The sequence below is a fragment of the Aestuarium sp. genome (assembly GCF_023253315.1).
Classification (GTDB): Bacteria; Pseudomonadota; Alphaproteobacteria; order Rhodobacterales; family Rhodobacteraceae; genus Marivivens; species Marivivens donghaensis.
Window position 1 is genome coordinate 200002 of sequence record NZ_JALRGW010000001.1, and the last position, 13321, is coordinate 213322.

Here is a 13321-nt window from a genome sequence, read left to right on the forward strand (position 1 = left end):
AAAGGCCCCGTTGATCGGGGCCTTTCTGTTTCCCTCAAACAGGCAAAGACCTGTCGCTGCATTTTAAAGGAGGTTTGGGTGATTAGTTTAGGTGAGTTTTGGCAATCGATGGCGGACGGAGAGCTGGGCAGCAAAATCCCTGTAGGGAAAGCTGCGAAGACCGTTTTCGATTGGATGCAAGACAATTTCGAATTCGTATTTGACTGGATTTCTGCGGTGATGGAATGGCTGATCGACGCTATCCTTGCCGTTCTCGAATACCCACACCCCATCGTGATCATCGGGGCCTTTATGGCGCTGACCTGGGTGCTTCAACGCAATTGGAAGACCTGCGTGCTGATCGCAGTCGGGTTCCTCTTTATTCTGAACCAAGAATATTGGGACGAAACCCTTGAGAGCCTCACACTGGTCTTGTCGTCTTGCCTCGTCTGTATGGCGATTGGTGTGCCGTTGGGTATTTTTGCCGCTCACAATCCCAAAGCCTACCGTTTCATGACGCCAGTGCTCGACCTGATGCAGACGCTCCCTGCGTTCGTCTATCTGATCCCCGCGATCGTGTTCTTTGGCATCGGCACCGTTCCGGGCCTGTTGGCAACGGTGATCTTTGTTCTGCCTGCACCGATCCGTCTGACCCACCTTGGTATTTCGTCGACGCCGAAAGCGCTCCTCGAAGCGGCGCGTGCCTTTGGCGCGACCAACCGTCAGGTTCTGTGGAAGGTTGAACTCCCCTCTGCCCTACCGCAGATCATGGCAGGTCTGAACCAAACCATCATGCTGTCGCTGTCGATGGTTGTTGTTGCCGCGCTCGTGGGCGCAAATGGTCTGGGCGTTCCAGTGCTGCGTGCGCTGGGTCAGGTGCGCACCGACCTCGGCTTTGAATCTGGGTTCGTGATCGTGGTCGTGGCCATCATCCTAGACCGCATGCTGCGGATGGAGCGTAAATAATGGCTAAAACCGCAGTAGAATTCGACAACGTATCCATCGTTTTCGGCGATCAACCAGACCGTGCCCTACCCCTCATGGACGAAGGTCAGACCCGTGGTGACATTCAGGCCAGCACAGGTCAGGTCCTCGGCGTGCATAACTGCTCGCTCACGGTGGCTGAGGGGGAAATCCTCGTTCTAATGGGCCTCTCTGGCTCAGGTAAATCCACGCTTCTGCGCGCTGTGAACGGGTTGAACCCCGTGGTGCGGGGCTGCGTTCGGGTATCGGACGGCAATGGGCTCGTTGATGTGACCCACGCCAAACCCGCAGACCTGCGCCATATCCGCCAGACTCGCGTTGCGATGGTGTTCCAGCAATTCGGCCTTCTGCCGTGGCGGACCGTTCGTGAAAACGTCGGCCTAGGGCTAGAGCTTGCGGGGCAAACACCCGCACAGCGCAAGGCTGCCGTCGATGCGCAGCTAGAGCTTGTCGGTCTGGCTGACTGGGCTGAACGCAAGGTGGGTGAATTATCGGGCGGTATGCAGCAGCGCGTCGGCCTCGCCCGCGCCTTTGCGACCGAAGCCCCGATCCTGTTGATGGACGAACCCTTCTCGGCGCTCGATCCGCTGATCCGTGCGAAGTTGCAGGACGAACTCCTCGACCTGCAAGCCAAGCTGAAACGGACGATCATCTTTGTGTCGCACGACCTTGATGAAGCGTTCAAAATAGGCAACCGCATCGCCCTGATGGAAGGCGGCCGCATCGTTCAGATCGGCACCGCCCGCGAGATCATCGCGAACCCTGTCGACGACTACGTGCAGGACTTTGTCGCGCATATGAACCCGCTCGGCGTTCTGACCGCGCGTGATGTGATGACCACTGGGTCGGGCGACGGCGTTAAGATCGACGCGGAACTACCGATCCGCCAGATCATCGCGCAGCTACAGACAGACAAAGTGCTAACGGTCGTTGAGAATGGCACCCCCATTGGGCAAGTGACCGAAGCCTCGGTTCTGACGCGCCTGAGCCGCTAAGAGCCTCTGCAAAACAGCAAAACGCCGGTCCATTGGGCCGGCGTTTTTCGTTTAGACTTTGGTTTGGTTCACAACCGGTGTCACCTTGCGGCGCAACTGCGCCTCGCGCCATGTCATATAACTGATCGCCCCAATGATGAGCGCCCCACCTGCCAGAACAAAGGGATCAACCGCCTCACCAAAGAGCACCGCGCCAAAGATGCTTGCCCAGACAAGCTGGAGGAAAGTCACAGGTTGCGTGACCGTCATCGGGGCAGAGGCAAACGCCTTGGTCATGCAATAATGCGCGGCAGAGGCAAACACAGCCACACCACCGAGCCACATGACCTGATGTAGCTCTACGGGTTCCCAGACTACAAACGCAATCGGTGCAAGGCAGATCGTCACCACGCCCGACAGCATCGCCACAACGACACCCGCAGGGGCAATCCCGCTAAGCTGTTTGGCCACGAGGTAGGACAGGCCAAATGACAGCGCCGCGCCCAACTGGGACAGGTGACCGATTTGGATTTCACGCATACCAGGGCGGATTACGATCAACGCGCCGATCAGCGCCACGCCAATCGCCAGCATCCGACGCCGCGCGAACCCTTCGCCCAAGAGGAGCGCGGCACCCACCGTCACTACAATCGGGTTCAGATAGCCAATCGCCGTAACCTCGGCCATCGGGATGCGGGCCATCGCAAAGAACCACAGGATAATCGCGACCGTATGGAGCGCCCCGCGCAGACCAAAGAGCTGCCATGCCCGCACACCAATCCCACCCCTAAGGTAGGGTCCGAGCGTTGGGACGAGGAACACAAAGCTCCACGCGAAACGGATGAATGCGCTTTGTGCGGCGGGGAGGTCCTCGCCCAGATAGCGCACGATCACGTTCACCACGACAAAGCAAAAGCCAGTGGCGAGCATCCACAACACGCCCTGAACGGGCCGATCCTGAGAGGGTGATGAAACAGTCATTGCACCTTCATGAACCTGAGCGCTTGCCGCCGCAAGTGGATTTGATCACATTTCAGCGAAGACCAGAGTTGCAGCCACAGACCACATCAAAAGCCCCACGCAGGTATCGAGGATACGCCACGCAATGGGCCGTTCGAACACAGGTGCAAGTAGCCGCGCACCAAAGCCAAGCGTGGTGAAAAAAATCACAGACCCCGACATCGCGCCCGCACCAAAGACCCATTCGCGGCCCTCGAACTGCGCCGATAGGCTGCCGATTAGGACTACTGTGTCGAGGTAGACATGCGGGTTCAACCATGTGAACGCGAGGCAGGTCAGCATGACCCTTGCCAGCGGAACACGGTCGCCTTCGCCTGCTGTCATCACCGCCCCGCCACGCCACGCGGACAGAAACGACCGTGCGCCATACCATCCCAGAAACGCGACACCGCCCCAGCGCAGCAGCGGCATCAGCCACGGCAGGGCATCTACCGCCGCGCCGATCCCCGCAACACCCGCCGCGATCAACACAGCGTCCGACACGGCGCAAGTCGCAACCACCGCCAAGACATGTTCCCGCCGCAGTCCTTGCCGCAGCACAAAGGCATTCTGCGCCCCAATTACGAGGATGAGCGCGATACCTGTTCGAAGTCCGATCCAATATTCCATGGGGTTGACCTAGCGCGGCACAGCGGGATTAATCAAATTAAATAAACTGAGTTAGAATTAGAGTTTCTAATGTATGATCCCGCTCAACTCTCCGCGCTTTCTGCCGTGATCCGACTTGGAGCCTTTGACGCGGCAGCCCATGCGTTGGGCGTCACGCCATCCGCGATTTCGCAACGGATCAAGGCACTTGAGGACCGTATTGGAACCACGCTGATCCAACGCGGAACCCCCTGCACCGCGACGCCGACAGGCGCGCGATTGTCACGGCACTATGATGACCTCACGCTACTTGAGACGGCATTGGCGGCGGACATCGGGCAAACGGCGGCCCCTGCGCGGCTGCGGGTCGCGGTCAATGCGGATAGCCTCGCCACGTGGTTTTTGCCCGCTATTGCCGACCATCCCATGCTGTTCGACCTTTTGATCGACGATCAGGACCACTCTGCCGATTGGCTCCGCAAAGGCGAAGTTTCTGCTGCCATCACAGGCGAGGCTGGCCCCGTTCAGGGCTGCGATAACTTTGCCCTCGGTGCGTTGACCTACCGCGCGACCGCGAGCCCATCCTTTGTCCGTCAGCATTTCCCGAACGGCGTCATGGCAGTCGCGTTAGCTACCGCCCCTGCCCTGACGTTCAACGCCAAGGACGCGCTCCAAAACCGCTGGGTCGAGATGATGGTCGGGAAACGGGTGCCGCTGAACACTCACCTCGTCCCATCGTCGAGCGCCTTTGTTGAGGCGAGCCTCTTGGGCATGGGGTGGGGCATGAACCCCGCGGCTCTGGTTGATCGGCTGATCGCAGAGGGTAAACTGGTCGATCTATCGCCAGAACGACCCCTTCTTACCCCGCTGCATTGGCAGGTGAACCGTCTGGTTGCGAAACCTCTGGCGGGGCTGACGGCTTCGATCCGCGCTTCGGCGAAACAAACGCTCTAAATGAAAACGGCGCCCGAAGGCGCCGTAAATCGGAGTTGATCCTAAGGATTAGCCGAGCTGAGCCGCCACATCCTCTGGCACGTCAAAGTTCGCGGTGACGGTCTGAACGTCATCGTCGTCTTCGAGCGTGTCGATCAGCTTCATCAGCTTCTGAGCGGTTTCGAGATCCACATTGGTGCGGTTCTGCGGTTTCCAGATCAGTTTCGCTTCAGTCGCTTCGCCGAGTTCAGCTTCGAGAGCTTCGGACACCTCAGAGAGGTTTTCCATCGCGCAATAAACCCAGTGGCCGTCCTCATCGGATTCCACATCGTCAGCGCCTGCTTCGATCGCAGCCATCATCACGGTGTCCGCATCGCCAACCGATGCCGGATAGGTGATTTCGCCCACGCGGTCGAACATGAAGGAAACCGAACCCGTGGTGCCGAGGTTGCCGCCACCCTTGGTGAATGTCGAACGCACGTTCGATGCGGTGCGGTTCACGTTGTCGGTCAGTGCCTCAACGATAATCGCGATACCGTTCGGGCCGTAACCCTCGTAACGGATTTCGGTGTAATCATCGCCGTCACCCATCTGCGATTTCTTAATCGCGCGTTCGATCACGTCCTTAGGCATGGACTGCGATTTCGCTGCTTTGATCGCCAGACGTAGACGCGGGTTCTTATCGGGATCAGGGTCGCCCATCTTTGCGGCTACGGTGATCTCTTTGGAAAATTTGGAGAACATTTTGGACCGCGCAGCGTCTTGACGCCCTTTGCGGTGTTGGATGTTAGCCCATTTACTATGGCCGGCCATGGGGACCTCTTTTCAGTCTATCGGACAGTTCGCGTCTCTATATGTCAGTCGGGCGGCTGGCTGCAAGCCTCAGAGCGGCCAGATCAACGGGATGATGGCTGAACATAGGAACGCAAGCGATGCATTGAGCGGCACACCAACCTTTAGGAAGTCCGAAAACTTATACCCACCGGGACCGTAAACGAGCGTGTTGGTCTGGTATCCGATGGGTGTCGAAAAGCTCGCCGAGGCAGCGACCATGACCGCGACGACCAAGGGCCGAGGGTCCACACCAATCGCATTGGCAAGCCCGATCGCAATAGGCGTCATCACCACGCCGACCGCATTGTTCGACACCAATTCCGTCAGAACCATCGACAGTGTGTAGACCGCAAAGACCACCACATAAGGCGGCAAGTCGGTCATGAACGGCGCTAGGCCATTACCGATCAGCGCCACAGCCCCCGAATGATCCAAGGCCGCGCCGACGGCCAGCATGCCAAAGATCAGCGCCAAGAGGCTGCCATCGACATGCTCAAACGCCTCTTCAGCATCAATACAGCCCGTCAGCAAAACTACGGCCACGGCCACAATAGCCAACAATAAAATCGGCGCCACATTGAACGCCGCCAAAATCACCACGCCAAACATCGCGGCAATCGCGATCGGCGCATGGCTACGACGATAGGCACGAACCGAGGGTTTCGACACATCGCCAAGGCTCATATCAGCAGCGAGTTTCTGGATGTCCTCAGGCGCACCTTCCAACAGGAGCGTATCCCCCACCCGCACAATCAAATCTTCGATCTGGTTGCCGATGTTTTTGTCACGACGATGCACAGCAAGCGGGTAGACGCCATAGCGACGACGCAGGCGCATTTGGCCCAGTTTGCGGCCGACCATCCGCGATTCAGGGGTAATCAGCACTTCGACCGTGGTGGTTTCAACTGCTGACAGCTGATCCATCCGACGCAGTTCTTTGTTCCGCTGCAAGCCCAACAGCTCTGCCATTGGGGTCCGCAGCACAACGCGGTCCCCGACCTGCAGCGTCACACCTGTCAGATCACGCCGCAGCGACTGGTCGCCACGCACCACATCGATCAATCGCACGCCTTCGCGTTTGAACAACTGAACGTCGAGCACTTCACGACCAATAAGGTTCGATTCAGGTGGAATGACCGCTTCGGTAAAGAACCGCATCCGGGACCGATCCGACAAAAGCGAGGCCATGCTCGTACGATCAGGCAGCAGCTTGCGCCCGAAAATCAAAAGATAAGCCATCGTCCAGAGCGAGATCACTATGCCAATAGGCGTGATTTCAAAGATCGAAAACGGCTCCATCCCCGACTGACGAGCCACACCATCCACTAATAGGTTGGTCGATGTGCCGATCAGCGTCATCGTGCCACCCACAATCGCGCCATAGGACAAGGGGATCAGCAGTTTCGAGGCAGAGACACCCAAGGTCCGCGACAACTGCACAAAGACGGGCAACATCACAACGACCACAGGGGTGTTATTCACAAAGGCCGAGGAAACGATGACAAAGCCCATCAACCCCGCCAGCGCCAATTTTGGGCGCTCCTCAGCATGAGCTTGGGCGAATTCCGTCATCCGCGCGAGGGCACCCGTCCGCACCAACGCTCCCATCACGATAAACATCGCCGCAATCGTCCAAGGTGCAGGGTTCGACAACGACGACACCGCCACGTCATAGGGCAAAATGCCCAAGGCCAGCATGATCGCAACGCCTGTGATCGCCACAACTTCGGTCGGGTAGGTTTCCCGCAGGAACATGACGAACATGCCGACAACGATCATCAACGCTACGATGGCCTGACCTGTCTGCGACAGGTGTATTAGGTCGACCATGAAATTCCCCAAGCTATTGGCACTCTATAGTTGCCGCGCCGCATGTTCGGACGCAAGCCCCCTCAACACAGAGGCGACGGACCACTTTGTGACAATCGGCCTCCATGGCGGACCATTTCCACGCGGGTTGCTTTGCCTGTGCGGTCATCGGTTTCCACATAAAGGCCCGATACCGTCACATCGCCCATCGCGGGTTCAAAACGGTTCTTCGCCATGCCCGTGATAAACCGACGCAGTGGTTCCGCCTTGGTCATGCCGATCACGCTGTCATAATCGCCGCACATCCCCGCATCCGACTGAAACGCCGTGCCCGCTGGCAAAATCTGCGCGTCGCCGGTCGGCACGTGAGTATGCGTCCCCACAACAACCGAAGCCTTCCCATCGCAAAAGTGACCCATCGCCATTTTCTCTGATGTCGCCTCGCAGTGCACATCCACCAACGTCGCCTGCACCAACCCACCCAAGGGGAACTGACGCAACACCTGATCCACGGCAGAGAACGGGTCATCAAACGGGCGCTTCATGAACACCTGACCTAACACTTGCGTGACAAGAACCTTCTGCCCCCGCCGCGCCGTAAACACCCGCGCCCCTTTGCCTGGTGCCACCTTGGAGAAATTCAACGGACGAATGATCCGCGGCTCTTGCTCGCAAAAGGCCATCATGTCCTTTTGGTCAAAGGCATGATCGCCCAAGGTGATCACATCCGCGCCCGCGTCCAACATCATCTTGGCGTGTTCGCCCGACAATCCCATGCCGCGCGTCGCGTTTTCGCCGTTCACCACAACGAAATCGAGCCCCCACGCGTCCCGCATTTTCGGGATCGCATCCACCACAGCCGCGCGTCCGCCACGACCCATCACATCGCCAAGAAAGAGTATTTTCATGAAATACCTCTAGGCCCGTGCCAATAAATGCGCAACCTCCGCCGCTCTCTGCGCTGCCTTTGTGCGTCAAATATCCCGGGGGGTGAATGGGCCAAAGGCCCAGAGGGGGCAGCGCCCCCTGCCCTTTACCCGACCTCGATCACACCGTTTTCGGTGACAATCAGGTTCAACGGCTGATCCACAGGTTCGAGCGGGATATTGGCATCCTCTTGGGCGCTATAGGCAAACCCGATCGCCAGCGTCGCGCGTTTGGCGCGCAGTTTCTCTAGCGTGCGATCATAGAAACCACCGCCATAGCCCAGACGACCGCCTGTCCGCGAAAACGCGACAAGGGGTACGATGAGGATCTCTGGCTCTATCCACTCCCCGCTTTCGGGGATCATTGCGCCGAACTCTCCCGCGATGAGGGTGCAGTCTGGTTCCCACTGGCGGAACTTGAGCGGTGTTGCAGCCCCCATGATCACAGGCACACCGACAGGGCCGTGCGCTGCGGCCTCGGCCATTGCGGGCAGCGGATCAATCTCGGTCCGCATCGGCATGTAACCCGCGAGCGGCACGCCACGATACCCCGCGAGGACCTCTGAAAGATGCGCGGATGTGCCGACGCCCGCTTGATGGGCCTCTTTGCGGCGGGCAAAGGCGGCGACCCGCGCCGCAGCCTTCTGTTCATCAAGCGTCATAGGAGCATCCATCCAGCCAAGCCAAGGAAAGCAAAGAACCCGACGACATCTGTCACCGTGGTCACAAAGGCACCAGAGGCCAATGCGGGGTCAACGCCAGCACGTTCGAGCGCGACAGGCACCATCGTGCCAGCAAGCCCAGCGACCACAAGGTTGATCACCATCGCTAGCGCGAGGACCACACCCAGCATAGGCGTGCCGAACCAGACGTAACCGACCAAGCCCATGAGCACCGCAAAGACCAATCCGTTCAATAGACCGACCATCATCTCTTTGCGGATCACGCGCCAAACGTTCGACCCTGTCAGGTCGCGTGTCGCCATCGCACGCACGGCAACTGTCAACGATTGTGTGCCCGCATTGCCGCCCATCGACGCCACAATCGGCATCAACACGGCCAAAGCCACGAGCCCCGAAATCGTCGTCTCAAACAGGCTGATCACCATCGACGCGAGGATCGCCGTCACGAGGTTCACGCCGAGCCACGGAAGGCGCTGGCGCGTGGTCTCGAGCACGCTGTCCGACAGGCTACCTTCACCCACACCTGCAAGACGCAGGATGTCTTCTTCGTGTTCTTCGTCCAGAAGGGTCATCGCGTCGTCGATGGTGATCACACCAACCAGACGGTCATCTTCGTCCACGACAGGCGCCGAAATCAGGTGGTAGTGGTTGAACGCATGGGCCACATCCGCCGCCGTATCGTTCACGTCAAAGACGCGGAAGCTGTCCTCGCAAATGTCGCGCAGTTTCGCGCTGCGAGGAGAAGACAGGATACGGCCAAGGGTCGCATAGGCCACGGGTTTGATCTTGGGATCGACCAACACCACATGGTAAAACTGATCCGGCAGATCGATACCCGACCGCATGAAATCAATCGTTTCGCCCACCGTCCAATGTTCGGGCGCGCGAACGATTTCGACCTGCATGTGGCGCCCAGCAGATTCTTCGGGATAAGCGAGTGCCTTCTCGACAACGACCCGCTCTGGTCCTTCAAGAACATCCAGAACCGCTTCTTGTTGGTCCTCGTCTAGGTATTCAACAAGGTCAACAACGTCATCGGATTCGAGTTCACGGAAAGCCTCAGCCAGTTCCGCAGGCGCGAGGCTTTCGATGATCTCTTCGCGGATACCTTCGTCGAGTTCGGACAGGATTTCCCCGTCCATCCCGCCCTTCCAGACATCCAGCAGGTCCCGCCGTTCGCGCGGCGAGATCTGTTCGATCACATGGGCGATGTCCGCAGGGTGCAAGGGATCGAGCAGGAAATCGACCTGCTCGGCATCGCCCGCATCAACAGCCTCGAGAACCCCGTCAACGAGACTTTCTGTGACACCAAATGCCTCTTCTTCGTGGTCTTCGATCAGCTCGGCCATGACGCCCCCGTTTGTTGCCCCCAAAATACGTATTTGCCGTGCGGTCACAACACATAGAGGCTGCTTTTCTGCGATTTACGCAAAGGTTTGATCAGATTAGCATGACAGTATGACAAAACATCTCCTCATCGGGCAAACGCTCTCCTATTCGGGCAATCCTTTTTCCTCAGCGTGGGAAGAAGTTAGCCATCATTCTTCTCGCGGAGCGGTGCTGATCGACGGCGATACAATCACTGCCGTGGGCGAAGCAGATGACCTGCGCCGCGCGCATCCCGATGTGCCAGTGACCGATTATGGCGATGCGTTGATCACCGCAGGTTTTGTTGATGCCCATATGCACTATCCCCAAACGGGCATTATCGCGTCTTGGGGCAAACAGCTGATCGATTGGCTGAACACATACACCTTCCCCGAAGAATCGCGGTTCCATGATTTGGCCTATGCAGAGGAGGTCGCGGGACGGACGCTCGACCTCGCCTTGGCGCATGGGACGACGACCCTGACGAGCTTTTGCACCATCCACCCAGAATCGGTGGATGCGTTTTTCGGGGCCGCGACGGCACGCGGGATGGCGGTTGTTGCGGGCAAGACCTGCATGGACCGTAACGCGCCAGACACGCTGCGCGATACGGCGCAGTCCGCCTATGACGACAGCAAGCTATTGCTAGAAAAATGGCACGGCGTCGGGCGCAACACCTACGCGATTACGCCACGGTTTTCGCCGACCTCGACCCCTGAACAGCTAGAGGCGCTGGGTGCCCTGTGGGCCGAACACCCAGATTGCCTGATGCAAACACACCTGAGCGAACAGCTCCCCGAGATTGAGTGGGTGAAAACGCTCTTTCCCGAATGCCGCGATTATCTGGACACCTACGAACGGTTCGGACTGCTGGGCAAAGGTGGCCTTTATGGTCACGCGATCCACCTGACTGAGCGCGAAATTACCCGCCTGTCCGAGGTCGGCGCCTCAGTAGTGCATTGTCCGACCTCGAACACCTTTATCGGGTCGGGGTTGTTCGACCTGATGGGCCTTGCGCAAACGACGATCCGTATTGGTCTTGCCACGGACACAGGCGGCGGGTCGAACTTTTCGATGCTGCGAACGATGGCTGCGGCCTATGAGATTGCCCAACTGCGTGGGGTCGCCGTGCATCCTAGCCAGTTGATGTGGCTTGCAACCGAAGGATCCGCATCAGCCCTGCATATGTCGGGGCAAATCGGTCATTTGGGCGTTGGTGCAAAGGCCGACATCACGGTGATTGATCTGGCCTCAACTCCTGTGATTACGCAACGCAGTACCCGCGCCAATGACATTTGGGACGCACTGTTCCCGACCATCATGATGGGCGATGATCGGGCCATTCGCGATGTTTGGGTCGCGGGTCGGGCCGTTTAACACGGCCCGCCAAGCACCAGAACCCATTCGTCCTGATAGCGACCCAGACCAAACCGCGCGATCCCGTCGAGCAGCATGTTGGCCCTGTGCCCTGGTGATGTGAGCCACGCGTTGAACACTTCGGCCTCGGACTTCTGGCCCCACGCGATGTTCTCTGCGACATAGCCCGAACAATACCCCTGCGCTTTGGCGCGATCCCACGGCATCGACCCGTCAGGCCCACGGTGTTCGTGCGACCCCGCTTCAACCAAGGTGCGCGCATAGGCATTGGCCGTCGCGGTCAGCACCGCGTTTTCCTCAACCGGACCCAGCCCGTTCTGCGCCCGAAAATCCACCAGCATTTTGCCAAAGCCCGTGGTCGCGGGAGTGATGGTGATACTGCTCATGTCTGGTGTTGCAGGGCCGAGCGGGATCGGCACCACAACGCAGCCAGACAATGCGGCAATCGATGCAACGGTGAGTAATGTGTAACGCATGGCAATGCCCCCAAAGCCGTTTCGTTTATTCAATGAGCGCCTTTGCCAAACGGTTTTGCCGTCCGATCATCTGTTCAAGGTCAATCGACACCAAATGGCCGCCTTGAACAATCTGACGCCCTTCTACAAAGAGTTCCTTAACACGAGTTGGCCCTGCAAGCAAAATCGCAGCCTTATCCCAGCTACCTGCGGCCTCAATCCCGTTCATGTCCCAGATCGCAATGTCGGCCCGTTTACCGACCGCGATTTGACCGCAGTCGTGACGCCCCAGAACCTCTGCCCCGCCGCGTGTCGCGATCCACAGCGCCTCGCGCGATGACATAGCGTCTGCCCCGCGTGCCACTCGTTGGAGGAGCATCGCCTGACGCGCCTCGGCAATCAGATTGCCCGCATCGTTGCTCGCCGATCCATCGACACCAAGACCGACAGGCACGCCCGCGTCCCGCATATCGCGAAGCGGTGCAATCCCCGACCCAAGGCGGCAGTTTGAACAGGGGCAATGGGCGACGCCCGTGCGCGAACGGGCGAACATGTCGATCTCTGACCCGTCGAGTTTGACGCAATGCGCGTGCCATACGTCAGATCCAGTCCAGCCAAGGTCTTCGGCATATTGCCCCGGACGACAGCCAAACATTTCGAGGCTATAGGCAATGTCCTCATCATTTTCGGCAAGGTGTGTGTGCAGCATCACGCCCTTATCCCGCGCAAGGATCGCCGCGTCCCGCATCAGATCACGCGTCACCGAGAAGGGCGAACAGGGCGCAATCCCCACACGAACCATCGCCCCGTCGCGGGCATCATGGAAAGTGTCCACAACGCGGATGCAGTCCTCTAGGATCGCGGGTTCTTGTTCCACAAGGCTATCGGGCGGCAGGCCGCCGTTGCTTTCGCCAATGCTCATCGCACCACGTGTCGGGTGGAACCGCATCCCGATATCTTGGGCCGCTGCGATGGTATCATCCAACCGCGACCCGTTCGGATAAAGGTAAAGGTGATCCGAGGTCAGCGTGCAGCCCGAGAGCGCCAGTTCAGCCAGACCAATAGAGGCGGAAACGTACATTTCCTCTGGGCCGAACCGCGACCAAATCGGATAGAGCGTTTTCAGCCACCCAAAGAGCAACGCATCCTGTCCACCAGGCACCGCGCGGGTCAGCGTTTGATATAGGTGGTGGTGCGTGTTCACCAAACCGGGCGTCAGAAGGCATCCCTCTGCATGGACGACCTTTGCGTCACCTTGCGGCAGATCGGGACCAACTGCGGTGATCACACCACCATCGATCAAAACATCGCCCGTAAATTCACGCGCATCATCATCCATCGACAGGATGGTTGCGCCTTTGATCAGTGTTTGTGTCATGTTTGGCCCGTCT

Annotated in this window: 13 protein-coding genes; 4 read left to right on the top strand and 9 right to left on the bottom strand. The window is 58.6% G+C overall.

Annotated features, from left to right (window positions below):
* Window positions 1-108 precede the first annotated feature (108 nt).
* On the top strand, window positions 109-945 hold the full coding sequence (gene choW / locus AC1QQ2_RS01015; RefSeq protein WP_479711828.1) for a choline ABC transporter permease subunit: 837 nt from the start codon (window positions 109-111) through the stop codon (window positions 943-945).
* Window positions 945-1958 (top strand): choline ABC transporter ATP-binding protein, encoded by a 1014-nt coding sequence (gene choV, locus AC1QQ2_RS01020; protein ID WP_105234739.1) that lies wholly within the window; start codon window positions 945-947, stop codon window positions 1956-1958. Before choW ends, choV begins: the two co-directional genes overlap by 1 nt.
* Window positions 1959-2009: 51 nt before the next feature.
* On the opposite strand, the gene AC1QQ2_RS01025 is transcribed toward choV, so the two are convergent.
* Together AC1QQ2_RS01025 and AC1QQ2_RS01030 are read right to left on the bottom strand one after the other, a co-directional pair.
* On the bottom strand, window positions 2010-2918 hold the full coding sequence (locus tag AC1QQ2_RS01025) for a DMT family transporter (RefSeq protein ID WP_479711739.1): 909 nt from the start codon (window positions 2916-2918) through the stop codon (window positions 2010-2012).
* A 45-nt stretch (window positions 2919-2963) separates the two neighbouring features.
* A complete protein-coding gene (locus AC1QQ2_RS01030; protein ID WP_479711740.1) occupies window positions 2964-3566 on the bottom strand; it encodes a LysE/ArgO family amino acid transporter in 603 nt (200 codons plus the stop codon).
* A gap of 69 nt (window positions 3567-3635) precedes the next feature.
* Here AC1QQ2_RS01030 and AC1QQ2_RS01035 point away from each other — a divergent pair, with 69 nt between their 5' ends.
* Window positions 3636-4499: a LysR family transcriptional regulator ArgP gene (locus AC1QQ2_RS01035; protein WP_479711741.1), complete on the top strand. Its 864-nt coding sequence runs from the start codon at window positions 3636-3638 to the stop codon at window positions 4497-4499.
* A 48-nt stretch (window positions 4500-4547) separates the two neighbouring features.
* Here AC1QQ2_RS01035 and AC1QQ2_RS01040 read toward each other — a convergent pair whose 3' ends face one another.
* From AC1QQ2_RS01040 to mgtE, 5 genes are all read right to left on the bottom strand, one after another.
* On the bottom strand, window positions 4548-5291 hold the full coding sequence (locus AC1QQ2_RS01040) for a YebC/PmpR family DNA-binding transcriptional regulator (RefSeq protein ID WP_479711742.1): 744 nt from the start codon (window positions 5289-5291) through the stop codon (window positions 4548-4550).
* A gap of 69 nt (window positions 5292-5360) precedes the next feature.
* Complete coding sequence (locus tag AC1QQ2_RS01045; protein ID WP_479711743.1) at window positions 5361-7142, bottom strand: SLC13 family permease; 1782 nt, start codon at window positions 7140-7142, stop codon at window positions 5361-5363.
* A gap of 62 nt (window positions 7143-7204) precedes the next feature.
* Window positions 7205-8029: a TIGR00282 family metallophosphoesterase gene (locus AC1QQ2_RS01050; RefSeq protein WP_479711744.1), complete on the bottom strand. Its 825-nt coding sequence runs from the start codon at window positions 8027-8029 to the stop codon at window positions 7205-7207.
* A 125-nt stretch (window positions 8030-8154) separates the two neighbouring features.
* Complete coding sequence (locus AC1QQ2_RS01055) at window positions 8155-8709, bottom strand: 5-formyltetrahydrofolate cyclo-ligase (protein WP_479711745.1); 555 nt, start codon at window positions 8707-8709, stop codon at window positions 8155-8157.
* Window positions 8706-10079, bottom strand: coding sequence for a magnesium transporter (gene mgtE, locus AC1QQ2_RS01060; RefSeq protein ID WP_105234733.1), 1374 nt, complete (start codon window positions 10077-10079; stop codon window positions 8706-8708). The genes AC1QQ2_RS01055 and mgtE overlap by 4 nt, the downstream gene beginning before the upstream one ends.
* Before the next feature lie 109 nt (window positions 10080-10188).
* Between mgtE and guaD the strand changes: the two genes are divergently transcribed.
* Window positions 10189-11475 (top strand): guanine deaminase, encoded by a 1287-nt coding sequence (guaD, locus tag AC1QQ2_RS01065; protein WP_479711746.1) that lies wholly within the window; start codon window positions 10189-10191, stop codon window positions 11473-11475.
* On the opposite strand, the gene AC1QQ2_RS01070 is transcribed toward guaD, so the two are convergent.
* Together AC1QQ2_RS01070 and AC1QQ2_RS01075 are read right to left on the bottom strand one after the other, a co-directional pair.
* A complete protein-coding gene (locus AC1QQ2_RS01070; protein ID WP_479711747.1) occupies window positions 11472-11951 on the bottom strand; it encodes a CAP domain-containing protein in 480 nt (159 codons plus the stop codon). The genes guaD and AC1QQ2_RS01070 overlap by 4 nt on opposite strands.
* 25 nt (window positions 11952-11976) lie before the next feature.
* Window positions 11977-13308, bottom strand: a complete 1332-nt coding sequence (locus AC1QQ2_RS01075; RefSeq protein ID WP_479711748.1) for an 8-oxoguanine deaminase — start codon at window positions 13306-13308, stop codon at window positions 11977-11979.
* Between the last annotated feature and the right edge of the window lie 13 nt (window positions 13309-13321).